Origin of the sequence: Pseudomonas sp. CYM-20-01 (assembly GCF_023169845.1) — a bacterium.
In the GTDB taxonomy this organism is placed as follows: Bacteria; Pseudomonadota; Gammaproteobacteria; order Pseudomonadales; family Pseudomonadaceae; genus Aquipseudomonas; species Aquipseudomonas azotoformans.
On the sequence record NZ_AP025169.1, the window covers coordinates 4,248,941 to 4,273,711 of the forward strand.

The window sequence follows — 24,771 nt, forward strand, 5'->3', positions numbered from 1 at the left end:
GAGCGCTATGGAATTCACGATCCAACACTTTATCGCGCTTGCGCCGCTGCTGATCACCAGCCTCACCATCGTGGTGGTGATGCTGGCGATCGCCTGGCGCCGCAATCACTCGCAAACGTTCCTGCTGTCCTGTGCCGGCCTGAACCTGGCCCTGCTGTCGATCATCCCGGCCCTCAAGGTCGCGCCACTGGCGGTCACGCCATTGATGATGGTCGATGACTTCGCGCTGCTGTACATCGCGCTGATCCTGGTCGCGACCCTGGCCTGCGTCACCCTCGCCCACGCCTACATGGGCGAAGGCGGCACCGGTTACCCAGGCAACAAGGAAGAGCTGTACCTGCTGATCCTGCTGGCTGCGGCCGGTGGCATCGTGCTGGTCAGCGCACAGCACCTGGCCGGCTTGTTCATCGGCCTGGAACTGCTGTCGATCCCGACCTATGGCCTGGTGGCCTATGCCTTCTTCAACAAGCGCTCCCTGGAAGCCGGCATCAAGTACATGGTGTTGTCGGCCGCCGGTTCCGCGTTCCTGTTGTTCGGTATGGCCCTGCTCTACGCCGAAGCCGGCAGCCTGAGCTTCACCGGTATCGGCCACGCCCTGGCCACCACCAGCCTGCCTGCGCCAATCGCCCAACTGGGCCTGGCCATGATGCTGATCGGCCTGGCGTTCAAGCTGTCGCTGGTGCCGTTCCACCTGTGGACCCCGGACGTGTACGAAGGCGCCCCGGCGCCGGTGGCTGCGTTCCTGGCGACCGCGTCGAAGGTTGCGGTGTTTGCGGTGATGGTGCGTCTGTTCCAGATCTCGCCTGCTGCCAACACTGGCGTGCTGAGCAACGTGCTGACCGTGATCGCCATCGCGTCGATCCTGTTCGGTAACCTGCTGGCGCTGACCCAGAACAACCTCAAGCGTCTGCTGGGTTACTCCTCCATCGCCCACTTCGGCTACCTGCTGATCGCCCTGGTGGCGAGCAAAGGCCTGGCCGTGGAAGCCATGGGCGTGTACCTGGTCACCTACGTGATCACCAGCCTCGGCGCGTTCGGCGTGATCACGCTGATGTCCTCGCCGTTCAAAGGCCGTGACGCCGACGCCCTGTACGAGTACCGCGGCCTGTTCTGGCGCCGTCCGTACCTGACCGCCGTACTCACCGTGATGATGCTGTCCCTGGCCGGTATCCCGCTGACTGCCGGCTTCATCGGCAAGTTCTACATCGTCGCGACCGGTGTTGAAGCACACGAGTGGTGGTTGGTTGCCTCCCTGGTACTGGGCAGCGCCATCGGCGTGTTCTACTACCTGCGCGTGATGGTCACCCTGTACCTGATCGAGCCGAACCTGCGCCGTGTGGATGCCGAGCTGCATTGGGAACAGAAGGCAGGCGGCGTGATGCTGCTGGCCATCGCCCTGCTCGCGTTCTTCCTGGGCGTGTACCCACAACCGTTGCTGACCCTGGTGCAGCACGCGGTATTGGGCGTTTGATCGCTTAGCGAGATGCAGTCAACAGAACGGCGCCTTCGGGCGCCGTTTTGCGTTTCAGGGGCAGGGGTTTTTACCCTCCCCTATTCACGGAAATTTCCTCACCCGCCTGCCTCCCCTTCCGGCATCTACCCGATGAAGGCCGCCGTATGGTGTCTGCGTTTTAGGAAAGTTCCCACATTAGGGTCACTTGACCCTTTGCGAGTGGGCCACCAAACTCTACGTAGGCTACGTACAGAACATGGATGCTCTATTTATCGAACTGCCGGCCTTCGAGCGGCATCGCAAGGACTATCTGAGTGACGAGCTTTTCCAGGGTTTTCAACAAGAGTTGATGAAGAACCCGGAAGCAGGAGATGTGATCGAGGGAACAGGCGGACTGCGCAAAGTTCGCTTCATCGATGAGCGACGCAACAAAGGCAAGCGCGGTGGCCTGCGGGTCATTTACTACTGGTGGTCGGGCGGCACGCAATTCTGGCTGTTCACCCTGTACGGCAAGCACGAACAGGATGACCTGACACCACAGCACAAAAAAGCCCTAAAACACATGCTGGACAGGGAAATCAAAGCGAGAACACATCATGAAACGTGAAATCTTTTCCGAACTGGTCGAAGGCTTCGACGCCCTGGCAGACGAACGCCAAGGCAAAGTCACCCTGCGAACCCATAAGGTTCATCTCAATCAACTGGAGCCGCTTACCGCCGAGGAGGTGGTGGCCGTGCGCCAGCAACTCAACCTCTCCCGGTCGGTGTTCGCCATGTACCTGCGCACCAACACCCGTACCCTGGAAAACTGGGAACAAGGTCGGGCCAAGCCAAATGCCCAGGCTGCCACGCTGATTCGCCTGGTGGCACGTTTTCCTGAGACCGTGGCGCAACTTGCCGCTTTGGGTTGATCTGCAATTACCTCAAAAAAAACGCCCCGGACATTGGGGGCGTTTTTCGGTGCATCGCGTCAGAAAGCGATACCGACCTTGAAGCCGTACTCGTTACGCTTGAGCTTGGTGTTGTCAGCCACTTCGGAGTCACCGTCGAGCTTGTACTCGGTGCGGGTGTAGTACAGGCCCGCGACTACCGGCAGGTCACCCTTCTGATTCATCAGCAAGCTGACTTCGGCGTAGGGGTTGGTGCGGTCCTTGAGGTCGACGGTGTCGCTGCCGAAATCATCCACCTTGAGCTTGGTGCGGCCATCAATGGTACGACGGGCACCGGCTTCGACACGCAGGGTCATGTCATCGAACTGGTGGTTGTAGCCCAGAGCCGCCTTGGCGAACGGCGATTTGTTGGTGAGCTTCACATCGAGGTCGTTGATCTCTGGCTCGTAGCGGGTCCAGCTGTAGCCGCCACCGACGATCACGTCGACAAAATTGCGCGCATCCAGCGCGGCACGCCAGCCGAGATCCAGGTCAGCCTGGCCTTCCTTGAGTTTGTTGTCGCTCTTTTCACCGTACTTGGCTTCGATACCGGCCTGGTAGATAAAGCCGGATTCGGCGGTGAGCTTGTTGCCGAAGTTGTAGAACAGGCCGGCCTCAGGCATGTGGCTCTTGTCGCTCTCGCTGCCGCCTTCGAATTTGAAGTCGTTGTAGCTGCCCAGGATCCCGAAGGTGGAAATCGGGTCGGTGGACGGTGCGGCGAACACCACGGCAGGCGCAGCGACCAGCGCCAGCAGTGAGGAACCCTTGAGGAATTTTCCGAATAGCTTGGACATCGTTTTACATCTCCTTGTCTGGTGAGCAAATTATTCAGGAACCGCTTCGAACCCCGGCGCGTGCCAAAGGTTCGAATTAATTTGCGTTGATTTGGAGGTAAAACGGTTCAGCGAAGGCTCTTTCTCGCTATTCCTGGGCAGCAGCCTGGACCAAGCCATCAAGGGTTTGCCGAAGCGTTGCCGTATCCGGCACGCGAATCCCGAAGGTTTCAGTCAGCACCTGCACCACCTCATCGGCACTGCCAAGCGAGCGTTTTACGCTCGGCCGGTCCAGGGAGTGGATCGCATAGTGGGCATTGTTCAGGGTATGGCGCTTGCCCGGCGCCAGGCGCGCGACTTTCAGTTGGCCGACGAATACCGATTTCGGGTGGGTGGAGACGTACCAGTTACCGATTTCATAATCGATATCCGCCTGTACTTGCAGGTCGAACACATACAGGCCGCGCCACTCCTCGGCCACTTGTGCCCACAAGGTGTAACTTCCCTGCCCGTCGAAAGTCAGGCGATACGGTTCATGGGCCGTGGCCTGCACCGCTTCGGTGTCCAGTTGCAACGGGCTGCTGGGCACCATGCCGCCAAAGCCGACATCGGTGATGTAGCGCACGCCGTCCAGAGTCACCAGGCTCAAGCGATGGGTACGCGCCGTGCGCGCATCCGGCGGCCCGCCCATCACCACCCGGCCGGTGATGCCACGCGCCTCGAAGCCGAGTTCCTGCAGCAACGCCAGGAACATCTGGTTCAGCTCATAGCAATAGCCGCCCCGCCCGTCCACCAGCACTTTTTGTTCAACACTGGGCAGGTCGATCGGCACCGGCAGGCGTATCAGGCTCGACAGGTTCTCGAAGGCAAAGCTGCACACATGGCGCAGTTGCAGGTCCTGCAAGGTTTGCAGGGTGGGCGCCGGCGGCGTGTCATAACCCAGGCGTTGCAGGTAGAGGCGGCTATGGGTCAGCAGAGGCATGGCACGATCCTTGGGCGCAGGAAGAAAGCGTCACTATGCCGCGCCCGCATGCAGATTGTCATTTTGAATGAACCTTTTTGAACGCTGCCCTATCCATCTATAACAACACAGGGAGGCAACATGAGTACCGCAAAAATCTACACGATCAATTATCAGCTGCACGGTCAACCGAAAACCTTTGTGGTGCGTGCCGAAGTAATGAACAACGCCGAGGCCTGGCACTGGGCGGCGGTGGATGCCGATATTGCCCATGTGAGTCGCGTGGGACGCGTGGGGCATGAGCAGGTCAAGAAAACCACCCGGCCCTGGGCGGAGAAGTTTGGGATTACGGATGTCACGTGGATCGCACCCAAGTAAGTGAACAGCCTCACCTTGCAAGGTGGGGCTTCCAACACCCTTTGCAGTTGACCGTTTGCCCATCATGAGCAGAGCTAACGCTTCAGTGAAATCAATTCAATTTTACTCGACCTGTGCCCCGCCTAAACTACATCCTAATTATTGATACTCGAAATCAATCTGGCACCTGAACAACCCATCAGGTGTGTCCCAGAAATCAGGATGTCAGGTCACCATGAACAGCGAGTTTGAATTCACTCTTAAAACCCAGCGTTTCGACGAACATTATCACCCCTCGGAAAACACGCGCATCACCACTAACTTTGCCAACTTGGCCAGGGGCAAAAGCCGCCAGGAGAATCTGCGCAACACACTGAGGATGATCAACAATCGTTTCAATACATTGGCGCAATGGGATAACCCCAAGGGTGATCGCTACCGAGTGGAACTTGATATCGTCTCTGTTGAAATGAACATTGACTCTGAACAGCGTGGCAACGCCATCCCGCTGATTGAAATATTGAAAACAACGATTGTCGATCAACACACCGATGAACGCATCGAGGGTATTGTCGGCAACAACTTCTCCTCCTACGTGCGCGACTACGACTTCAGCGTTGCCTTGTCAGCGCACAACCAGAATCAGACCGAGTTCAGCACACCCGAGAACTTTGGCGACTTGCATGGAAAACTGTTCAAGCACTTCGTCAACTCAAACACCTACAAAGAAAACTTCAAAAAACCGCCGGTGATCTGCCTGAGCGTTTCAAACACCAGGACCTATCATCGCACCGAAAACCAGCATCCTGTACTGGGCTTTGAATACCAACAGGACGCCTACTCCCTGACGGATGACTACTTCAATAAAATGGGATTGAAGGTTCGCTACTTCATGCCTTCAAACAGTGTTGCGCCGCTGGCGTTTTATTTTTCCGGTGATTTGCTGGCGGATTACAGCAACCTGGAACTCATCAGCACCATCAGCACCATGGACACTTTCCAGAAGATTTACCGGCCCGAGATTTACAATGCCAATTCTGCCGCCGGCAAATCCTACCAACCCAGCTTGAAGCACCAGGATTATTCACTGACGCTGATTGTCTACGATCGAGAAGAACGCAGCCGCCTGGCCATTGAACAGGGAAAGTTTGTGGAAGAGCACTTCATCAAACCCTACCAGGCTGTTCTTCAACAGTGGTCCGCCCACTGCGCGCTTTGACGCTTTAATACTACAAGGTCATCCCTGATGAAAAAGTTGTTACCTACTTCGACCGCCGGCAGTTTGCCTAAACCTTCCTGGCTGGCTCAACCTGAAACACTGTGGTCGCCATGGAAACTGCAAGATGAGGCATTGACCGAGGGCAAACACGACGCCTTGCGTTTGTCCCTGCAGGAACAACAACACGCGGGCATTGATATCGTCAGCGACGGCGAACAGACGCGCCAACACTTTGTGACGACGTTTATTGAGCACCTCAGCGGTGTTGATTTCGAGAAACGCGAGACCGTGCGCATCCGTGATCGTTATGACGCGAGCGTGCCAACGGTCGTAGGGGCTGTTTCCCGCCAGAAGCCGGTGTTTGTTGAAGACGCCAAGTTCTTGCGCCAGCAAACCAAGCAACCCATCAAGTGGGCGCTGCCTGGCCCCATGACGATGATCGATACGCTGTACGACAACCATTACAAGAGTCGTGAAAAGCTCGCCTGGGAATTCGCCAAAATCCTCAATCAGGAAGCCCTTGAACTAGAAGCCGCCGGGGTGGACATCATCCAATTCGATGAGCCGGCCTTCAACGTGTTCTTTGATGAGGTGAACGACTGGGGCGTGGCCACCCTGGAAAGGGCCATTGAAGGCCTCAAATGTGAAACCGCCGTGCATATCTGCTACGGCTACGGCATCAAAGCCAATACCGACTGGAAAAAGACGCTGGGATCAGAGTGGCGTCAATATGAAGAAGCCTTCCCCAAGCTGCAGCAATCCAGTATCGATATCGTCTCGCTGGAGTGTCACAACTCCCATGTGCCCATGGAGCTGATTGAACTTATCCGCGGCAAAAAAGTGATGGTTGGGGCCATTGACGTGGCCAGCCACACGATTGAAACGCCGGAAGAAGTCGCCAACACCCTGCGCAAAGCATTGCAGTTTGTCGATGCCGACAAGCTCTACCCTTGCACGAACTGTGGCATGGCGCCGCTGCCTCGGCACATTGCCAGGGGCAAGCTGAATGCGTTGAGTGCCGGCGCAGCCATTGTCCGAAACGAACTCTCGAACCCGTAGTGAGAATGCGCAAGGCCTGACGATGTCAGGCCTTGCCTGGCGCATTCGCACGCCCCCCCCAATTCAGGACCGCCTATGTCACCTCCCATCGAGCCCTTGCGCTTTCGAGAAGCCCTCGGGCACTACGCGTCCGGTATCACGGTGATTACCTCCCACGTTGATGGCGAACCGGTCGGCTTCACTTGCCAGTCGTTCTACAGCGTGTCGATGAGCCCGCCGCTGGTGTCATTCAGCGTCATGTCCAATTCGGCCAGCTATCCCAGGATTCGCCAGGCCGGCCGGTTCGCCGTCAATATCCTGTCCGGCGATCAAGTCAGGATTTCCAACCAGTTCGCTCGGCGAGGCACAGACAAGTGGCACGGCGTGGAGTGGCAGGGATCACCACTGGGCAATCCGCTCATTGCCGGCAGTCTGCACTGGCTGGATTGCGAAATTCACGCCGAACACGCCGCGGGTGATCACCTGATCGTGATCGGCGAAGTGAAAGCCTTGAACCTGCATGAAGCGACTGCGTCACAGCCATTACTGTATTTCAAAGGGCAGTATCGCGACCTCGCCACGCACGATGCGTGTCGGCAAGAATGAGCCGCAATGACCGTCGCCGGATCAAGTCTTCAAATCTCCCAGCGGATCGTAAGGCGGTTTGCGCTCGTCCTTATCGGTGTTTTTCTGATCCAATGGCGCGATAGCCGGGCCAATGGGGTCAACCTGCGGATCCGATACATCCGGTGAATCCGGATCAAACCCCAGTTCATCCTGACCACTGGAATGCTCACCCGAAGCCGGGCCTTTCGCTGTGTCACTCACGGCGTTCTCCTCCTTTAAAGTGGGCGAGCCTTGTCATGCAGGCTTTCAAGGTCTTCCTCGACGCGTTCAACGTCGTCGTCCTGACGCTCCGCCGGGTCGTTGGGGCGTAACGCATCGTTGTCGCGTTCCTCCTCTCCGGGTGTGCGGTCAGGGTTCGGGGTGCCAGGCGGTGGTTGCTTGTATTCGGGCATGATGGCTCACCTCAAAGGGTCTACATCAATTTAGAGAAACCGCCGTGCAGCATCGTTCAACTTGTTTGCCCAAGCGTGAGATGATGCCGGCCCCTTCTGGAGAGATGACCCGGATGTTCGAGCTCAAACCCTGCGACCCTGTCACCTTCCGTCAACAGACCCGGCGCAGCACGCTGATCGTGGCCGTGTTGTTCGTCGCACTGGCGATGCTGCTGTCGAGCCTGGCGGTGATGCTGTTTGGTGCGCCCGGCGGTGACAATTTCCGCTTCAATGTCGGCGGGGTGTTCGCCGGGGTGCTGATCACCCTGGCCCTGGTGCGTGGCCCGTTCTGGACCCAGGCGTGGCTGACGCCGGCGGTGTATGGCTGGCAGCTCAAGCGCAGCCTGATGAGCGTGACCAATGTGATGCACAAGGTCACCGAGCGGGTGCAGGCCAATGACCCGACGGCAATCAAGGTGCTGCGCTTCTACCACTTGGGCTTGACGCAGATGCATGAACTGGATGCCAACTCCAGCGCCCAGGTGCAGTTGCTGGCTGAGGTGGAGGCGCACAAGGCCAGGATGCAGGCGCTGGGGATCGACACCGAACAAACCCGTCTCGACCCCGCCTGGCTGGCAGCCTTTAAAACCGCTTAAGCCAACATGCCGATGCGCTGCTCGTCGGGCCAGAACAGCGCCGCCTGGCCGCACGGCTGGCCGGCGTCATCGAGCAAGGTCCACACCACCCCAGCATGAATCATGAACGGCTGGTTGTGCGCATCCACCCGCCAACCGCTGTAACCCTCGGCGATGCCGTGGGCGGTGACTTGCTCCAGCAGCAGCTGGCGCGCATCGCGGTCGAGGGCCGAAGCGCTGAAGCGTGAGGGCATGCCGATAAAGCTCTCGCGCGGGTATTTGAAGCACTGCAAGGCGCAGTCATTCACATAGGTAAAACGCGGGTCTGCACCGCCATCATGGGCCAGCAGGCTGTAGGGCGCGTCGCTGTGCAGCCAGGCCAGGCGCTGTTGTGCGTCCAGGTGTGCCGGGGCCGGCAGTCCCTGGCCGGTCCAGTGTCGATAGGCCTTGTCCAGCACGTCTACGAAGCTTTCTTGAGAGGACACGTACAACCTCACATCATCAGTTGGAATTTTTTGTCCGCCAGCAGAACACCGCGCTCACGGCGATGGCTGCACCGGCCAGGCCAAACACCCACGGCGCCGAAGCGATCGGCAACAGCAGGCCGGCGAGCAAGGGGCCAAGGCCGGCGCCGATATCGCGCCACACGGCATTCGAGGCCAAGGCCGATACCCGCATCGACCCGGGGTTGCGCTCCGCTACCAGGGTGGTCACCAGCGGCAGTTGCAACGCACGCAACACCAGCACCGCCGCCGCGCCGACAATCACCCAGTAACTACCGAACGCCGTCAGGGCCAGGGCACTCAGGAACGAAAACAGCAGCAGCATCGAGGTGGCGCCAAAACGCTGGGCCGCGCGACCGCCCAACGGGCTCAGGAGCATTTCCGAGACATAACGCAGCGCCATCAGGCCGCCGGCAATCAGCACCGCATCCCCGCCCAGCAGCTTCTGCGCCTGGATCGACAGGCCGAAGATAAACAGCCCGTCCAGCGCTACGCCCTCGATAAACGACCACACCGCCACACTGTCCGGCCATTTGAAGCGTCGGCCCGGGGTGCTGTGCAAATCATGCCCGACCGTAGGTAAGCCGCGCGCCATCCACAAGCCCACCAGGCAACACCCGGCCAGAATCAGAAAGATCGGACGCGGCCCGGCCCACAGCGTCAGCCAGCCGCCCAGGGGCAGCGCCAGCATCGGCCCCAGGGCGATCAACGCCCGCGAGCGTCCGGCGCGGCGTGCGGCACCGGCGGGCTCCGAGGTGGCCAGCACTTGGGTCGACAGGTTCAATGCGGCAAAACACAGGCCCCACACCAGGCGCAGGCAGAGCAATGCGGCAAACCCGGACAACATCGAGTTGCCCACCGCACACAAGGTCGCGGCGCCGGCGGCGATCATGCAGGTCAGGCGGTCGCCGTTGCGTGCGTAGAAATTGAGCACATGCCGGTAGCCGAAAATCCGCACCAGGCGGTTGGCGGCCAGCAACACCCCGGCCTGGGCCAGGGTGATACCGAACGCCTGGGATTCCATGGGCAGCAGCAGGTAGAGCAACACGTCACTGGGCAGGCATAAAGCCAGGGTCAAAGCGGCGCGGCGGGAATGAGTATCAGCGGTGCGGAGGGCCAGGCTGGACATAAATCTGAAACATCCCGAAATATTCAGGTCGCCACGGTAGCGTTAATCAGACCTTTTTCCCATAGGGCAACAAACGCAGACCACTGGCCACCGCGCCCACCAGTGCAAACCCGCAGCCCAGCCACAGCGCATAGTGCGGGCCACTGCCCACGGACAAGTGAAAACACAGGGCCACCAGCGAAGCACCCAGCGTCTGGCCCAACAGGCGTGAAATCGCCACGATGCCGCTCGCCCCACCGCTGCGGGCCAAGGGCGCGCTGGTCATCAACGCCTTGAGGTTGGGTGACTGGAAAAACCCGAACCCGGCCCCGCACAGCGCCATGCGCCAGCCGATATCAAATGCCGAGGCGCCGCTGCCCAGGGTGGCCAACGCAGCCATCCCCACGCTGAGCATCAACAAGCCGATGCCGCACAGCACACCCAGGGACACACGGTCCGCCAGACGCCCCGCGACCAGCGCCATCACCGCCACCACCGCCGGCCATGGCGTCATCAGGAAACCGGTTTCCACCTGGCTGTGGCCGAGCACCGCCTGCAACAAAAACGGCAGTGACACAAAGGCCAGGCCCTGGGCGCTGAAGGCACACACAGCAGTCAAGGAAGACAAGGCAAACACCGGGCGCTTGAACAGGTCGAGCGCCAGCATCGGTGCCGGGTGCCCGGCCTGGCGCCGCAACAGCAGCACACCGCAGACCAGTGCCACGGCAATCAGGCCCAGCGTCAGCGCACCCTGGGCACCGTGCACCGCCGTGCCCAGGCCCAGCACCAGCAGGGCGAACAGCCCGGCGCACAACACGGCGGCAAGCCGATCGAAGGCATGCCCCGTCATCGGCAGGGTCGGCAACGAGCGCAAGCCCAGCCCCAAGGCCAATAACCCCAGCGGCACGTTGATCAGATACAACCAATGCCAGGTCGCCACCGACAGAATCGCCGACGCAGCCGTCGGCCCAAGGGTAAAGGCCAACCCCACCACCAACGAGTTATAGCCCAGCCCGCGCCCGAGCATTTTTGACGGGTAGATATGCCGCAGCAACGCCGTGTTCACGCTCATGATCGCCGCCGCACCCAGCCCCTGTGCCACCCGCGCAGCGGTCAGGGTGACCAGCGATCCGGCCAACCCACAAAACAGCGACGACACAATAAACAGCAGCAAACCGCCGAGGTACACCCGGCGATGCCCCAGCACATCACTGAGCGACGCAAACGGCAGCACCGTGGCGATAATCGCCAACTGGTAGGCATTGACCACCCAGATCACCGAGGCGGAATCGGTACCGATCCCCTCGGCCAGGGTCGGCAATGCCGTGTTGACGATGGCCGTGTCCAGGGTCGCCATGCCGATTCCCAGGGAGATCGCGATCACGGCCGGCAGGCGTTTATTGAGGGGCAACCCATCGGCAACAGAAGACATGAACAATCCGCCCAGGTGACTAAGGCGGTTAGATTAATGGCAGCGGCGAATTTATTCAGTGGTGGATAGGCTACCTGTCAGTATTTTCATGTTCGCGCCCATTGAAAGAGACCTCCTACATTGTCCCGCTGCAATTTTTGCGAGGGTGACGTTCCTCTGCCCTTACGAGAAACTCACTGATGGACAACGATCGTAAAACCGCGTATTGCGATGCACGCCGGCATTTTCTGCGCCTGGCGGCCACCAGCGCCGGGGCTGTGCTTCTGGCAGGTCAGTTGCCAATCGCCTCGGCTCACGTGGCCGACACGCCAACCCGCACTATCGACCCGCAGCAGGCGTTGGCGCGGTTGATGGAGGGTAACAGCCGCTACGCCGCCGACGTGACAAAGCGCCGCGACCTGATGGTGGAGCGCGAGGCCTTGGTCAGCGGCCAGCATCCGTTCGCGGCAGTACTCGCTTGCGCCGACTCAAGGATTGCGCCCGAATACATCTTCGATACCGGCCTGGGCGAACTGTTTTGCGTACGCGTAGCCGGCAACTTCGTGACGGAAAACGGGCTCGCCAGCCTCGAATACGCCGTTGCGATGCTGGGGACGCCATTGATCCTGGTGTTGGGGCATGACAGCTGCGGCGCCATTTCGGCTGGGGTCAAGGCGGTCAAAGACAACGTGACCTTCCCCGGTAAAATCCAGAGCCTGGCGGATGCGATCAAGCCTTCCGTGAACAAAGTGCTGAAAGCGCCCGGCAACCTGCTCGACAACGCCATTGCGCAAAATGTCCGGGACACCGTGGCACGGCTCAAGGGCGAATCAAGCGTGCTGGCCGACGCCCTTGCCCAAGGAAAACTCAGCATTGTCGGCGGCACTTACCGACTGCGCAGTGGCAACGTGGAGTTCCTGGCGTGATCAGGTGCGCCAGTGCCCAGTCTTCGCCATCACCCCTACCGCCTCGGCAAAACCCGCCTGGGGCAGCGTGTTGAGCGTGACCAGCCCCACGCAGCGTGTCGGTTTCAGGGTCGCCGTGTGCGTCGCCACGCGTGCGCCCTGCTCCACACCGGCCAGCACCGCCTCGGGGATATGCAGCGCGTTCATCAGTTCCAGCACATCCTGGCCGAGCGTGGCGTCATCGGCCTCGCGCAGGTACGGCACGATCACCCGGAAACCTTGCGCCGCCAGCGGCCCGCTGACCGCCGCAAACACGCTCACATCCGCCGCCAACAAGATAATCGCGCGGCCCTCCTCCGGCCCGAACTGCTCATAACGGACCTCCCCTTCATCCGTGCTCACCTGTTGCAGCGCAAACGCAGGGGCGGCGATCACCACCGACGCCAGCAGTAGAAAACCACGCCGATCAAACATCACTCACCCCCACGATCAATTCACTGCCCAGCCAAGCGGCCAGGTATTCACCCGCCTGCATGACGCCGGCCTCTTCCCCCAGGCGCTGCACCAGCAATTCACACAGCCCGGCGAAACTGCCGTCAGCCTGTACGTGCTGCACCGCCTGAAGCTCCAGCGCATCCATCTGACGCAGCCGCGAGGTGAATTGCCGCCGCCACACCAGCAAACCGCCCGCCTGCTCCAGCATCATCGCTTGCGGCGCGGGCGTTTCCTGCCACAGCGCCGACCAGATGGCCTCGGCATTGGTGGTCAAGTCGTGGCAACGCAACGACGGTGTGAGCTGCACTACCGCGGTGTCCCAGTCCAGCTCGGCCAGCGCTTCCAGGGCCAGCGGTTGCGCGTCAGCGGCGACAAAGGCTTCATTCAGGGCCGACTCGATCCACGCCAACTCATGCACATCCGGATTGCGCGGGAACACCTCCTTCAAGGTGGTGTAGAACCCCTCGGGGTACGCGTCCAGGGTCCAGGCATGGGGCGGATGGTTGTCGATGTGCGTAATGCTCGCGGCCAGGAACGCTTCCTCTCCAAGCCAACGGCGCAGGGTGGGGAAAGCCTGTTCGAGGCAGCCCACCAACTGGGCGCGGTAGTTGTTCTGGTACACCGCCAGACCGGTGTGATTGCTGCCCAGCAACTCTGCGGATTCATCCGACGCGGTCACCAGCCAGCTACGAAAAGCCTGCTGAAGTTGCGCCAGGTTCATCGCGCTACCCCCAACGTCCGGGCCATCGACAGTTCCTGAAGCAGCTCGGCGAGCGGCGGGATCTCATCATCGCGCTCGATCATGGTCGCCACCGGCCCCAGCCGGGTCATGGCCTGGGCGTACAGTTCCCAGACGCCGGTGCACACCGGGCTGTCATGGCTGTCGATCAAGATGTCACGGCCCTGGCTGTGGCCGGCCAGGTGCACCTGGCGTACTCGCTCGGCGGGGATGCCATCGAGAAACGCCAGGGCGTCGAAACCGTGATTGCTCGCGCTGACAAACACATTGTTGACGTCCAGCAGCAGCTCACAGCCAGTGCGCCGGGCCATGGCCGTGATGAACTCCCACTCGGTCATGGCGGCACCCTCGAACGCCAGGTAACTCGACGGATTTTCGAACAGCATCGTACGGCCCAGCACGTCCTGGGCCTGATGGATATTGGCGCAGACCCGGTCCAGTGCTTCCTCGGTGTAGGGCACCGGCAACAAGTCATGAGCATTGAAACGGCCACTGCGTGACCAACTCAGGTGGTCGGAGACAAACAGCGGTTCAATTTCATCCACCAGCGACTTGAGGCGCCGCAGGTAATCGGTGTCCAGCCCTTCGGCGGTGCCGATGGACAGGGACACGCCATGCAGTGCCACCGGGTAGCGCTCGCGCACCTGGCGCAGGATGTGCCGGGGCTGGCCGCCCGCGACCATGAAGTTTTCGGAGATCACTTCGACGAAGTCCACGGGCACCGAGGTCTCCAGAAAGTCGCAGTAATGCTCCTTGCGCAGCCCCAGGCCGTAGCCTGAAAAGTGAGGGTTGGATGTCGACATGACGGATCTCCGCAACGAATAAGTGGCGAGCCCACACAGGGCCCGCCGGATGGATTACTTCGGTTCGGTCAAGGTGCCACCGGCCTTGAGGCACTCGGACGGGGTCTTGACGATCACGCCTTCGCCCTTGCAGCTGTTGAGGCCCTTGCAGTCGTTCTTGGCGGTGGCACACAGGCTGGTGCCTTTGCAGGTGTTGACGCCGTAGCAGCGGCCGGGTTTTTCCTGCTGGTCGGCGGCGCTGGCGGCGGTGGCGAATGAGGCCGACGCCATGGCGATCAGGGCAGCAGCGGCAGCGAGGCTCAGACGGGACTTGAGTGCAGTGTTCATGGGTGTTTCTCCAGGGTTGGGGTGAATTACTTGATAACGGACGCAGCGTCTTCGATGACCTTCGCCACAGCCTCGGGCTGGGAGATGTACACCGAGTGGCTGGCCTTGATTTCGGTGACCTTGGAACCGGCACGCTTGTACATCCAGCGCTGCAGGTCGGGGCTCAGGGCACGGTCTTCGGTGGAGACCACCGCGTAGCTCGGCTTTTTGTGCCAGGCCGCGGCCCACACGGTGCCGCCGAACAGGGCGGCGGTCGCGGGGACCTGGGAGGCGGCCATGAAGTCGGTGCGGTTGGTGGTCAGGTCGGCGGCAAAGTCGGCATTGAACTTGGCGCGGTCGAAGAACAGATGACCGTCGCGGCTCTGCTTGATGTCATCACTGGGCGCCGGCATCGAGCCGATCAACTGGGCCATGTTCTCGCCCACTTCCGGTTGCAGCGCCGACACGTAGACCAGCGACTTGACCTTGTCGCGGTCGCCGGCAATCGAGATCACCGCGCCAGCGGAACTGTGTCCCACCAGCACCACCGGGCCGACTTGCTGCTCCAGCACTTCGCGCGCCTCGGCCACGTCGGCGGCCAGGTTCTCGTGGCCCTGGTGCACCACCGTGACCTTGTAGCCCTTGTGAATCAGGATGTCGTGCACCACACGCCAGCCGGAGCCGTCGACAAACGAACCGGGCACGATCACCACGCTTTTACCAGTGCCGGGCTGCGGGGCATCGGCGGCCTGGGCCAGCATCGGAACAGTCAAGGCCATGGCAATGGCCAGGGTAGAAAGCACACGCATTGGAAATCTCCATCAAAGTTAAGAACGTTTGCCCAGGATCAGGCGGTCCAGGGACCAGGCCCCACCGCCGTAAGCCAGCAGCGGCAACAACAGGCCTGCCCAGGTCAGGTGCACCGGCCAGGCATCGGGGTACACAAACACCTCGATCACCAGGGTCATGCCCAGCAGCGCGGCGGCGGCCGGACGGGTCAGCAGACCCAGCACCAGCAACAGCGGGAACAGGTGCTCGGCGTAGGTCGCCAGGTGCGCCGCCCACTCCGGCGGGATCAGCGGCAAGGCGTACTCCGAGCGGAACAGCGTGTAGGTCGACGGCTTGAGTTCAAGAAAACCGGTGACCTTGGTGCGCCCCGACAGAAAGAACACCGCCGCGATCCCCACCCGGGCCACCAGCAACAGCAGGGCTTCGGGCAGCAGGCGCTGGATCACGGCTGCTCCGTGAGGCTGCCGAAGCCTTTAGGGGTCTTGATCTGGGTGCAGGTGCCTTTGTCCACCAGCACCCAGGCATTGCCCTGGTAGTCGGTGGTGGCGGTGCCGGCACACGAGGTGCCTTTGCCGGCGGCGCAGTCGTTGGCACCGGCGAGGGACACGCCAAAGCATTTTTCCTGGGGCTTGGGCTCGTCGGCGTGGGCCACGGCCGCGAAGGCACTGAGGGACAGCGCAAGGGTTGCCGCGAGGGCTGCGTAAGGACGCTTCATAGGATGAGTCTCCTGGCTTGACTGAGTGTGGCCAGGGCGCCTTGGGGGTCGGTGACCGCCTGCGCCAACTGGTGAGCAGAGTTAAAGCCAGGCGTGTATCCGCTCTGTGTCGCGAACGCGATAGAACGTCATGCGGGTGTATCAGAATGGTGCAGGGATACAGTTCGATACACAGTCAATAAAACAGTGCCAAAACCCCGGCGCTGTATTCGGCATCCCGAACGACACAATTAGAAATATTCGCCTTTCCGAACGAAGGCTTTTTCGTGTCTTCGACGACCACAAAAATCACCATAAATTTCATGCGGTTGTTGTCATGTTTGTTACATGCCAACTGGCATACATTCTGCTTTATTCGTATTTCTGGTAATAAAATGTTTCAGCTCTGAGACAGTCTCATCCCCTGAAGCAATACCTGCGACACACCATAAAAACGACTACGCCCCAAAGGAGGGCGGCCTCTCCGACCTTTTGATCGACATCAACTTTCCAAGACTGCTGCTGCACATCTGTACCCCAAAAAGGGCGAACGGCCTGAACGCCGATAACAAGCCCGACTATAAAAAGGACGATTTGATGAGCTCGAGCAAGAACCACGCAGTGTCCTTCCTGGACGCAGACCACCCCGCGCCGGCCACCCCCGACAGCACCCTGGGCTTTGGCCCCTTTCTATTACTGGCCAAGCAACATGTGTTGTTGCGCAACGGCGAACCGGTCACCCTGGGCAGTCGCGCCCTCTACCTGTTGATTGCCCTGGTGACCCGTGCGGGGGAACTGCTGGAGAAGGCCGAACTGATCGCCTTCGCCTGGCCCAAGGTGGTGGTGGAAGAATGCAACCTGCGCGCACAGATCGTCGCACTGCGTCGGGCCCTGGGTGACGATGGCCACTTCAGTTATATCGTCACCGTGCCTGGCCGCGGCTATCGTTTTGTCGCCCCCGTCACCGTACAGGCAGCCGCTGAAGAGCACCTGCCCGTGCCTTATGGACGCGTGGATGAGCCCAACCCGCCGACGCCGACGGCGGAGGTGATCGGCCGTGACGCCTTGATCGCCAGCCTGGCGGACCAGCTCATGAGCCAGCGCTTCGTCACCCTCACCGGCCCCGGCGGTATCGGCAAGACCACCGTGGCCATGGCCGTGGCGCAGCGCCTGGCCGGTGAACTCAACCTGGGCACGTGCTTTGTCGACCTGGCCCCAGCCACCAGCGGCCAATGGGTGGCTGGCATGCTCGCCAGCGCATTGGGTATCCAGACCGTCAGCGCAGACCCACTGCACTGTGTGGTCGCCAGCCTGGCCAACCGCCGCTTGCTGCTGGTGCTCGACAATTGCGAACACGTACTGCCGGCCACCGCCGACGCGGGGGAAACCCTGCTGCGCGGCGCCCCGCAATGCTGTGTGCTGACCACCAGCCGCGAACCGCTACGTGCACACGGCGAACGGGTGCACGACCTGGCGCCGCTGGAGGTGCCCGACGCACACGCCCACCTCAGCGCCCAGCAAGCCCTGGCCTGGTCCGGCGTGCGTCTGTTTGTGGAACGCGTCCGCGCCCTCGACCCGAGTTTTGTGTTCCACGACGCCGACGTCGCGGCCGTCAGTGCGATCTGCCGCAAACTCGACAGCAACGCGCTGGCGATCGAAATCGCCGCCGCTCGTGTGCGCACCTTTGGCGTCCAGGACCTGGTGGGTCTGCTCGACGGCAGTTTCCGCCTGCAAATGACCGGCCGGCGTACCGCCCTCGCCCGGCACCGTTCCCTGAGCGCGACCCTGGACTGGACCTACGCCATGCTCAGTGACGACGAACAGGCCATGCTGCGCCAGCTCGCGGTGTTCACCGGTTCCTTCACCCTGGAGGCCGTCAAGGCGATGACTACCAGCAGCCGCCTGGCCCCGCGCAACGCCCTGCCCTTGCTCGAAAGCCTGATGGACAAGTCGCTGCTGATCGCCAGCGAATCCACCGTGCCCAAGCGCTACCGCCTGCTGGAAACCACCCGCGCCTACGCCTTGGAAAAACTCAACGAACAGGGCGAAACCCGCGCCACCTGCCAACGTCACGCGCGCTATGCCCTCGGTATGTTGCGCGAAGCCGGGCGAACCCTGGATGGCCTGTCGCCGGGCACCTGGCTTGCCCTCTACGCTGCGGAGATCAACACCATTCGGGCCGCCCTCGAATGGGCTTACTCGCCCACCGGCGACCTGCCCCTGGGCATCGAGTTGACCTTGGGCGGCGTGCCGTTGTGGCTACGGGTGTCGCTGGTCAGCGAGTGCCGCAGTTGGGTCGATAGAGGCCTGGCCAGCGACGCCCTCGTCCCGCTGCCCTTGCGCCAGCGCATGTTGTTGCAGACCGCCCTGGCCAGTGTGCTGATGCTCACCTACGGCACCGGCGGCCCGATGCGCGAAGCCTGGCGCCAGGTGTGCGAAGACGCCCGCGACCTCGGCGATGCCGAGCACAAGCTGCGCGCCCTGTGGGGCCTGTGGACCGACCGTTGCGGCTGCAACCAGTACACCGAAGCCCTGGAACTTGCCGAGCGCTATATCGCGCTGAACAGCAGCGGCAGCCAACAATTGCTCGGCAAACGCATGCGCGCCGTGGCGCTGTTCCACATGGGCGACCTGATGGGTGCACGGCAGAACATCGATGAAGCCCTGGGCTCGCCGTCGGCACCGCGCTCGCACATCATCGACCTGCACTTCGACCAACGCATCGCCGCCCGTTGCCTCAAGGCCAAGGTGCAGCTGCTTGAAGGCGACGTCGACCCGGCGCTGCGCCTGATCGGCAACTGCGTCGACGAAGCCATCTCCCTCGAACACCCCGCGACCCTCTGGTACACCCTGTGCCTGGGCGCCATACCCCTGGCCCTGCTGGCGTCCAACCTGCCGAAAGTGCGCTATTACCTGGGCCTGTTGCAAGACAGCACCACCGGCCAGGACCTGCACATTTGGCGGCAATTTCGCCTGTGTTTCGAAAGTATCCTGCTGATCCGCGAAGGCGCGCCGGAAACCGGCGTGCCGCAACTGGGCGAAGCCTTGCACCACCTGCAAGGCCAGGGCGACAGCCAGCTCTACAGCCTGCTGCGCTGTGAATACGCCCTGGGCCTGGCGCGCCTGGGCCTGGAAAAACTCGCCCTGGAAGTGCTGGAAGACACCCTGCAATTGGCCCTGGGCCGCCATGAACGCTGGTTCGTGCCGCAAATGCTGCGGATCAAGGCACAACTGACCTTGCGCCAGGCGCACTATGGCTCGGTGGACAAGGCCACCGTACTGCTGCGCCAGGCCTGGGTCGACGCGCAGTTGGCGGGCGCGCATTTTTGGCGCGCGCAAATCGCAACCGACCTGGCGCGGTTGCAAGAACCCAAGCTGCGCATCGCCTCCCTGCCGCGATTCCAGCACCGATAAAGTGGCGAGCAGACTTCCTGTGATGAGCGGGCTTCCTGTGGTGAGCGGGCTTGCCCCGCGCTGGGCTGCGAAGCGGCCCCAATCCAGTCACCGCATATCTCCAGTCAGAAACAGGTCGCCTGGTTTAGGGCCGCTTCGCAGCCCAGCGCGGGGCAAGCCCGCTCACCACAAGCACAACCACAAACCACACCCAGAAACCCATCAGAGCCAAACAGCATCCCACAGCGGGTAATCGCCTACCCGCTCAACCAACCCAGCCCGCAATGGGTTGGCGATGATGTAGCGGGCCATCTTGCGAATATCATCTTCCTCACGTACCGCCCTATCGTGATATCCGGGCTGCCAGACACGTTCTTTGCTTCGGCGACGACGATTGATGGTCAGTGTGCTGCGCGACTTGATACGCCGCATTACATCGGCCAGGGTCTTTTGCTTCAGATCGAATAGCCAGTGGATATGGTCAGGCATGATGACCCAAGCCAGGGACTCGACCAGGCCCAATTCGTGGGCATTCCGGAATTCGGCAACCAACAGGCGCCCAAGGAACAAATCAGTAAATAGACGTTGGCGGTTGTGAACGACGATGGTGATGAGGTAGCTACGGCCGTGTTCCGAATAACGCCCGTGGCGCAGGCGATGGGATTGAGGTGCTAGGCGCATATCCATTACTCCTGGAGAAGTCCTTAAGAGCATTAACGCTAGCGACTGATTTAAGGTGAGCCAGTGTTACTTGGTGACTGGATGTATCCCAATGTCCTTGAACAGCCTCCCTCTGGTAGCTGAGGGTCAGATAAGGCGAGCGGCCACCAGCCAGTCCGCCACGGCCTGGAACGACGCATCCGGCACCGGATCACCGGGGACGGTCTTGCGCGCGATCTCAGCGGCCAGGACCCTGTCCGGCGCATGGGGAATCCCCAGGTCATAGGCCTCCTGCAGCATCAATAACGCCTCCTCCGGCGAAGCCCGGCACACGATCACCGGCACCGGGGTTTCCCCGCGCACATAGCGCACGCCAATCACCCAGCCGTCGGTGGTGCCGATCATCATGGACGCACGGCCCAGACCCAGCTTGGTCGCCAGTGCCTGCATCTCGTTGCGCTGGCGGCGGCGCTCGCTTTTGATCAGCGGGTCGCCGTCGATGTCCTTGCGTTCGCGCTTGGTCTCGCTGCGCGTCATCTTCATGTCGCGGCCGAACAGCCAGCGTTGCATCATCACGTCCACGCCGCCCACCAGGATGAACGCACACAGCACGGTGAACACCAGCGGCTTGAGCACCAGGAAAAACGTCGACTGCATGCACTCGGCACCGCAACGCGAGGACTCCATCAGCGCCTGCAACGCATGCTTGCCGACCACGTAGAACGCGATTGCCAGCACCTGCACCTTGATCAGGCCCTTGATGAACTCCACCAGGTTGCGCAGGGCAAAGATCTTCTTCATGCCCTCCGCCGGGTTGATGCGCTTGAACTCGGGTTTGATCGGGTCCGTGGAGAACACAAACCCGCGCATGGTGATGATGTTGGTCAGGATCACCACTCCGGTGGTCACCGCCATCACCGGCAACGTGATGCCGATCACCAGTTGCTCGGCATGGTCGAGCACCCGGGGCCATACGGTGGCGAACGGTTCGATATAGATTTGCGCGGTGAGGTCGATCAACGCGGTGACCTGGGCCTTGGCCCGTGGCGCCAGAATCGAAATGCACAGCGTGCAGAACAGGATAACCATGCCCGACACCAAGTCCTGGCTCTTGGCGACCTGGCCTTTCTTGCGTGCGTCCTGGAGCTTCTTGTCCGTGGCCGGCTGGGATTTTTCTTCGCTGGTATCGGCCATGGTCTACTCCATTCCAGCCAGGGTCTTGAGCAGTTCGACGGTGCCGCGAAACTCCGCCAGTTGGTCAAGCATCAGCGGGATCAGGAAGCCGATGTAGATCACCATCAGAATCGTGAAAAACAGGTTTTTCACCGGCAACGACAGGTCGAAAATATGCAGGTTCGGCGCCATGCGCGACAGGTAGGCGAGCATCAAGTCGGTCACCAGCAGTGCGATCAACAACGGCGAGACCATCAGCACACCGACGCGCATGATCTGGTCAAGGATCGACAACACCGCCAGCAGCGCCGAGCTGGCAAACACCGGCGTGAACGAGGTGACCGGCCACAGCTGGTAGCTGTGGTAATAGCCGTCGACCATCAGGATGAAACCGCCGGACATGAAGAACAGCGTGATCAGCATCACCGTGAGCAAGGTCGCCATCACGCTGGACTCCCCGGACGACAACGGGTCCACCAATTGCGCCATGGTCGAGCCGCGTTGCAGGTCGATCAACTCCCCCGCCACCTCGGCGGCCCAGAACGGAATGCCGAACAGCAGGCCGATCAAAATGCCGATCAGGAACTCCTTGATCAGCAACCCGGCGATAAACACGCTGCCGTGCTCCGGCATCGAGGTCAGCGCGTCGAACACCGGGAAAAACATCGGGATGGAAATCGCCACGGCCACGCAGCCGCGAATCATGCCGGTGAGGCCCAGGCGGTTGAACGCCGGGGTGATCACCACCACGCCCATGGCCCGGCAAGCGGCAAGCGACGCGGAGCTGATCACCGGGTAGGCGACTTCGAGGAACTGCGCGGTCAGGCTGGCATCCATGGGCGGTCAGCGCGTCCACATCGGGAAATTGTCCAGCACCTGGCCGCCGAGTTCCGCCACCTGCCCGGCGAGTACCGGCCCCAGGAACACGATAGTCAGCAACACCGCCACCAGCTTCACCACCTGGGGCAACGTCTGGTCCTGGATCTGCGTCAGCGCCTGGAACAGGCCCACGCTCAACCCCACGATAATCGCCACCCCCAGCGCCGGCGCGGAGAGCATCAGCACCGTCATCAGCGCCTGTTTCATCAATGACAGGAATACGTCCTGGCCCATGGGTCGTGCCTCAGCCGTAACTCAGAATCAAACCGTGCATCAAGCGCGACCAGCCGCTCAGTGACACGAATAAAAAGATCTTCAGCGGAATGGAAATCAGGTTCGGCGAGACCATCGACATGCCCATGGCCATCAGCACGTTGGACACCAACAAGTCCACCACCAGGAACGGGATATAGAGCAAAAAGCCGATCTCGAAGGCGCGGGTCAGTTCCGAGCTGACGAACGCCGGGATCAGCACCACCAGGTCGTCGTCACGCAAATCGGCGCGTGCCTCAGGCGACCAGATGGTCTCAGTAGCCTGCACGAAAAAACCGCGTTCGGACTCATTCGCGAAGCGCTTGAGGTGCGCTTGCAACGGCGGACGCAATGCATCGCCCAGATCCTTGAGTTGCTCCACATGCTCGATGTTGAGGTCGCGCCCCTCCACCTGTCGGTACATGTCGCCAATCAACGGGGTGGTCACGTACACCGACAGGATCAACGCGATGCCGTACAGCACCAGGTTCGGCGGTGTCTGTTGCACGCCAAGGGCGTTGCGGATCAGGAACAGCACCACCGAGATCTTCATGAACCCGGTGAGCGTCACCACCGCCAGCGGGATCAGCCCGATCGTCGCAACGACCAGGATGATCTCGATCAGGTTCGGCTGATAGCCGGTCATGGGGTGGCAAAACTCAGCAGGCGCACACCCAGGCCGTCACCGATTTTCACCAGTTGGCCCTGGCCGACGCGGCGGCCGTTGACCATCAGGTCGACGCTGTCCACGCCCGGCGTGTTGAGCTGCAACAGGCTGCCGGCGCCCAGTTCACGCAATTGCGCCAGGGTCAGTTCCAGGCTGCCCACCTGGCACACCAGTTTCAACGGCAGGTCATCCAGCGCAACGGCGGCATCAACATCGGTCATGGGGTTCTCCGGTTCCACAAAGGGGGCTTGCAAGGCTTCCTGCAAGCGCAGGACTTCGCCCTGGTATTGGCAGCGCGCCTGCAGGCGGCCGTCGAGGTCGAGCACAAGGCCCGGACCTTGTTCCAGCATCAGCACATCGCCTGGGCGCAGGCTGCGCAGTTCGCCGAGGCTCAGCCACTGGCGCCCCGCCACCACCGCCAGGGTCTGGCACAGGCCTGGCAAGGGGTCGGGTTCGACCTCGGCGTATTGCGCCAGCAACTGCGCAACCAGCACCGCGGCGCTTTCGCTCAGGTCCAGCTGGGCGCTCATGGCGGGTTGGTTGCCGAAGGTCAATTCCAGCGCCAACCGCAGGGCAAACACGCCCTGCTCATCAGCGGCTTCGAGCACCTGCACCGGGTGACCGAGCAACGGTTCCAAGGCTTCGATCAGGTCGAGCAGCGCCAGCTCCAGCAACAACGCGCGCGGCAGCGCAGGCAACGGCTGCACATCGAACGGCAGCGCCAGCGGCAGCGTCAGTTGCTCCAGCGCCGCAGCAGACAGACGCAGGCGCACCGGGGCACGGCCCAGCGACAGCAACACGTCACGCGGCGCATCAAGGCTGTGCACTGCGGCGGCCCAGCTCACGCGCAGGTCCTGCCCAGCGCAACGGCCCTGCCAGGGGCGGCGACGGCGATGCAGTTGGTTGTGCAGGGCCAGCAATGCCGGGTCGTAGTGGGTCAGCCACGGCGACAGCGGGTCGGCAAGGGCTGCGATCATGTGCCGGTGCCCTCATCACGCAACTCGCCAACGCGACGCTCATCGCTTTCGCGGCCTTCGAGCAGGCTTTGCCAGGCGTCGGACTGACGCTGGCGACTCAGTCTCTCCTGACGGAACAGATCGCGTTCGCGCTCCTGGCTTTCCAAGGTGATGGAGACGTGGCTCACATCGTTTTCCAGTTGCTGCTGGTCATCCGACAGGCCGCGCAAGCGATCCTGGGCGGCCTGCCAACTGGCGACCGACAGGCCTTCGGTCAAGGACGCATAAACCAGCCGCGCCTCCTCGGCAATCGCCTCACGGTGCAGGCGCAATTGCTCCTTGGCGTCGGTCAGCACACCGTGGGTCTGCTCGCAGCGTTGCTGCTGCGCGGCCAGTTGGCTGGCGGCGCGTTGTTCGCGCAACACCCGCAGGGTTTGCAGGGTACGTAGTTGTTCGGTTTTCATTGGGCTGTCTCCATGTTCATGCCGATACACACATCGGTGGTGAGCCTGCTTGTTGTGGCGAGCAGGCTTGTCCTGCGTTGGGGTGCGGAGCAGCCCCTTGTAAACTCACCAGGCTCTTCCAGATAAAACTCAGCGCCTGGTTTTGGGGCTGCTGCGCAGCCCAACGCGGGGCAAGCCCGCTCACCACAACAGGCCTACCCAGCACAACAGG

Annotated in this window: 31 protein-coding genes; 10 read left to right on the top strand and 21 right to left on the bottom strand. The window is 61.5% G+C overall.

The features are described 5' to 3' along the window. Positions 1 to 7: 7 nt before the first annotated feature. From nuoN to M2497_RS19030, 3 genes are all read left to right on the top strand, one after another. A complete protein-coding gene (gene nuoN, locus M2497_RS19020; protein WP_058425023.1) occupies positions 8 to 1,471 on the top strand; it encodes an NADH-quinone oxidoreductase subunit NuoN in 1,464 nt (487 codons plus the stop codon). 238 nt (positions 1,472 to 1,709) lie between these two features. Further along, a complete protein-coding gene (locus tag M2497_RS19025; RefSeq protein ID WP_071493394.1) occupies positions 1,710 to 2,060 on the top strand; it encodes a toxin in 351 nt (116 codons plus the stop codon). Further along, on the top strand, positions 2,050 to 2,364 hold the full coding sequence (locus tag M2497_RS19030) for a transcriptional regulator (protein WP_248482319.1): 315 nt from the start codon (positions 2,050 to 2,052) through the stop codon (positions 2,362 to 2,364). The genes M2497_RS19025 and M2497_RS19030 overlap by 11 nt, the downstream gene beginning before the upstream one ends. A gap of 59 nt (positions 2,365 to 2,423) precedes the next feature. Here the strand turns inward: M2497_RS19030 and M2497_RS19035 are convergent, their stop codons facing one another. Continuing rightward, entirely contained in the window at positions 2,424 to 3,176 is a 753-nt protein-coding gene (locus tag M2497_RS19035; protein ID WP_058425025.1) for an outer membrane beta-barrel protein, read from the bottom strand. Positions 3,177 to 3,303: 127 nt separating this feature from the next. After that, entirely contained in the window at positions 3,304 to 4,137 is an 834-nt protein-coding gene (locus M2497_RS19040; protein WP_248482321.1) for an arylamine N-acetyltransferase, read from the bottom strand. 120 nt (positions 4,138 to 4,257) lie between these two features. On the opposite strand from M2497_RS19040, the gene M2497_RS19045 reads away from it, so the two are divergent. The 4 genes from M2497_RS19045 (at position 4,258) to M2497_RS19060 (ending at position 7,336) form a co-directional block, all read left to right on the top strand. Continuing rightward, positions 4,258 to 4,494, top strand: a complete 237-nt coding sequence (locus M2497_RS19045; protein ID WP_058425027.1) for a DUF6555 family protein — start codon at positions 4,258 to 4,260, stop codon at positions 4,492 to 4,494. Positions 4,495 to 4,708: 214 nt separating this feature from the next. Next, entirely contained in the window at positions 4,709 to 5,692 is a 984-nt protein-coding gene (locus tag M2497_RS19050) for a DUF1852 domain-containing protein (protein ID WP_248482323.1), read from the top strand. Between the two features lie 27 nt (positions 5,693 to 5,719). Further along, the gene (locus tag M2497_RS19055; protein WP_248482325.1) at positions 5,720 to 6,751 is read left to right on the top strand and encodes a methionine synthase; all 1,032 of its coding nucleotides are present in this window, start codon (positions 5,720 to 5,722) and stop codon (positions 6,749 to 6,751) included. Between the two features lie 75 nt (positions 6,752 to 6,826). Beyond that, complete coding sequence (locus tag M2497_RS19060; RefSeq protein WP_248482326.1) at positions 6,827 to 7,336, top strand: flavin reductase family protein; 510 nt, start codon at positions 6,827 to 6,829, stop codon at positions 7,334 to 7,336. A 21-nt stretch (positions 7,337 to 7,357) separates the two neighbouring features. Here the strand turns inward: M2497_RS19060 and M2497_RS19065 are convergent, their stop codons facing one another. Then, positions 7,358 to 7,558 (bottom strand): DUF6021 family protein, encoded by a 201-nt coding sequence (locus M2497_RS19065; protein WP_248482327.1) that lies wholly within the window; start codon positions 7,556 to 7,558, stop codon positions 7,358 to 7,360. 14 nt (positions 7,559 to 7,572) lie between these two features. Next, entirely contained in the window at positions 7,573 to 7,749 is a 177-nt protein-coding gene (locus M2497_RS19070; RefSeq protein ID WP_165447912.1) for a hypothetical protein, read from the bottom strand. Positions 7,750 to 7,862: 113 nt separating this feature from the next. Between M2497_RS19070 and M2497_RS19075 the strand changes: the two genes are divergently transcribed. Further along, a complete protein-coding gene (locus M2497_RS19075; RefSeq protein WP_248482328.1) occupies positions 7,863 to 8,384 on the top strand; it encodes a DUF3087 family protein in 522 nt (173 codons plus the stop codon). On the opposite strand, the gene M2497_RS19080 is transcribed toward M2497_RS19075, so the two are convergent. From M2497_RS19080 to M2497_RS19090, 3 genes are read right to left on the bottom strand one after another with little or no spacing between them, the layout of a single operon-like run. Beyond that, positions 8,381 to 8,848 carry an MEKHLA domain-containing protein gene (locus tag M2497_RS19080; protein WP_248482329.1) on the bottom strand — a complete coding sequence of 156 codons (468 nt, stop codon included), beginning with the start codon at positions 8,846 to 8,848 and terminating at the stop codon, positions 8,381 to 8,383. The two genes, M2497_RS19075 and M2497_RS19080, sit on opposite strands and share 4 nt — an antisense overlap. 16 nt (positions 8,849 to 8,864) lie before the next feature. Further along, entirely contained in the window at positions 8,865 to 9,995 is a 1,131-nt protein-coding gene (locus M2497_RS19085; protein ID WP_248482330.1) for an MFS transporter, read from the bottom strand. A 46-nt stretch (positions 9,996 to 10,041) separates the two neighbouring features. Beyond that, positions 10,042 to 11,406, bottom strand: a complete 1,365-nt coding sequence (locus M2497_RS19090) for an MFS transporter (RefSeq protein ID WP_248482331.1) — start codon at positions 11,404 to 11,406, stop codon at positions 10,042 to 10,044. A 179-nt stretch (positions 11,407 to 11,585) separates the two neighbouring features. Here M2497_RS19090 and M2497_RS19095 point away from each other — a divergent pair, with 179 nt between their 5' ends. Continuing rightward, positions 11,586 to 12,311 (top strand): carbonic anhydrase, encoded by a 726-nt coding sequence (locus M2497_RS19095; RefSeq protein ID WP_248482332.1) that lies wholly within the window; start codon positions 11,586 to 11,588, stop codon positions 12,309 to 12,311. Here the strand turns inward: M2497_RS19095 and M2497_RS19100 are convergent, their stop codons facing one another. From M2497_RS19100 to M2497_RS19130, 7 genes are read right to left on the bottom strand one after another with little or no spacing between them, the layout of a single operon-like run. Continuing rightward, positions 12,312 to 12,764 (bottom strand): alpha/beta hydrolase, encoded by a 453-nt coding sequence (locus M2497_RS19100; protein WP_248482333.1) that lies wholly within the window; start codon positions 12,762 to 12,764, stop codon positions 12,312 to 12,314. It abuts the gene before it with no gap. Next, entirely contained in the window at positions 12,757 to 13,506 is a 750-nt protein-coding gene (locus tag M2497_RS19105; RefSeq protein ID WP_248482334.1) for a DNA-binding domain-containing protein, read from the bottom strand. Before M2497_RS19105 ends, M2497_RS19100 begins: the two co-directional genes overlap by 8 nt. Then, positions 13,503 to 14,327 (bottom strand): DUF692 domain-containing protein, encoded by an 825-nt coding sequence (locus M2497_RS19110; protein ID WP_248482335.1) that lies wholly within the window; start codon positions 14,325 to 14,327, stop codon positions 13,503 to 13,505. Before M2497_RS19110 ends, M2497_RS19105 begins: the two co-directional genes overlap by 4 nt. Before the next feature lie 54 nt (positions 14,328 to 14,381). After that, entirely contained in the window at positions 14,382 to 14,654 is a 273-nt protein-coding gene (locus M2497_RS19115; protein WP_016979675.1) for a hypothetical protein, read from the bottom strand. A gap of 26 nt (positions 14,655 to 14,680) precedes the next feature. Beyond that, positions 14,681 to 15,442 carry an alpha/beta hydrolase gene (locus M2497_RS19120; protein ID WP_248482336.1) on the bottom strand — a complete coding sequence of 254 codons (762 nt, stop codon included), beginning with the start codon at positions 15,440 to 15,442 and terminating at the stop codon, positions 14,681 to 14,683. A gap of 18 nt (positions 15,443 to 15,460) precedes the next feature. Then, the gene (locus M2497_RS19125) at positions 15,461 to 15,868 is read right to left on the bottom strand and encodes a DoxX family protein (protein WP_083365789.1); all 408 of its coding nucleotides are present in this window, start codon (positions 15,866 to 15,868) and stop codon (positions 15,461 to 15,463) included. Next, positions 15,865 to 16,137 carry a DUF2282 domain-containing protein gene (locus tag M2497_RS19130; RefSeq protein ID WP_049712652.1) on the bottom strand — a complete coding sequence of 91 codons (273 nt, stop codon included), beginning with the start codon at positions 16,135 to 16,137 and terminating at the stop codon, positions 15,865 to 15,867. Before M2497_RS19130 ends, M2497_RS19125 begins: the two co-directional genes overlap by 4 nt. Before the next feature lie 576 nt (positions 16,138 to 16,713). Here M2497_RS19130 and M2497_RS19135 point away from each other — a divergent pair. Then, a complete protein-coding gene (locus M2497_RS19135; RefSeq protein ID WP_248482337.1) occupies positions 16,714 to 19,530 on the top strand; it encodes a winged helix-turn-helix domain-containing protein in 2,817 nt (938 codons plus the stop codon). A gap of 201 nt (positions 19,531 to 19,731) precedes the next feature. Here M2497_RS19135 and M2497_RS19140 read toward each other — a convergent pair whose 3' ends face one another. From M2497_RS19140 to M2497_RS19170, 7 genes are all read right to left on the bottom strand, one after another. Further along, the gene (locus M2497_RS19140) at positions 19,732 to 20,190 is read right to left on the bottom strand and encodes a transposase (RefSeq protein WP_248482338.1); all 459 of its coding nucleotides are present in this window, start codon (positions 20,188 to 20,190) and stop codon (positions 19,732 to 19,734) included. Between the two features lie 126 nt (positions 20,191 to 20,316). Continuing rightward, entirely contained in the window at positions 20,317 to 21,363 is a 1,047-nt protein-coding gene (locus tag M2497_RS19145) for an EscU/YscU/HrcU family type III secretion system export apparatus switch protein (protein WP_248482340.1), read from the bottom strand. Positions 21,364 to 21,366: 3 nt separating this feature from the next. Continuing rightward, positions 21,367 to 22,179 (bottom strand): type III secretion system export apparatus subunit SctT, encoded by an 813-nt coding sequence (gene sctT / locus M2497_RS19150; protein ID WP_248482342.1) that lies wholly within the window; start codon positions 22,177 to 22,179, stop codon positions 21,367 to 21,369. 6 nt (positions 22,180 to 22,185) lie between these two features. After that, positions 22,186 to 22,455: a flagellar biosynthetic protein FliQ gene (locus M2497_RS19155; RefSeq protein ID WP_016969171.1), complete on the bottom strand. Its 270-nt coding sequence runs from the start codon at positions 22,453 to 22,455 to the stop codon at positions 22,186 to 22,188. 10 nt (positions 22,456 to 22,465) lie between these two features. Then, positions 22,466 to 23,119, bottom strand: coding sequence for a type III secretion system export apparatus subunit SctR (gene sctR / locus M2497_RS19160; protein ID WP_017137580.1), 654 nt, complete (start codon positions 23,117 to 23,119; stop codon positions 22,466 to 22,468). Further along, the gene (gene sctQ / locus M2497_RS19165; RefSeq protein WP_248482344.1) at positions 23,116 to 24,117 is read right to left on the bottom strand and encodes a type III secretion system cytoplasmic ring protein SctQ; all 1,002 of its coding nucleotides are present in this window, start codon (positions 24,115 to 24,117) and stop codon (positions 23,116 to 23,118) included. Before sctQ ends, sctR begins: the two co-directional genes overlap by 4 nt. Then, positions 24,114 to 24,560 (bottom strand): hypothetical protein, encoded by a 447-nt coding sequence (locus M2497_RS19170; RefSeq protein ID WP_248482345.1) that lies wholly within the window; start codon positions 24,558 to 24,560, stop codon positions 24,114 to 24,116. The genes sctQ and M2497_RS19170 overlap by 4 nt, the downstream gene beginning before the upstream one ends. Positions 24,561 to 24,771: the final 211 nt, after the last annotated feature.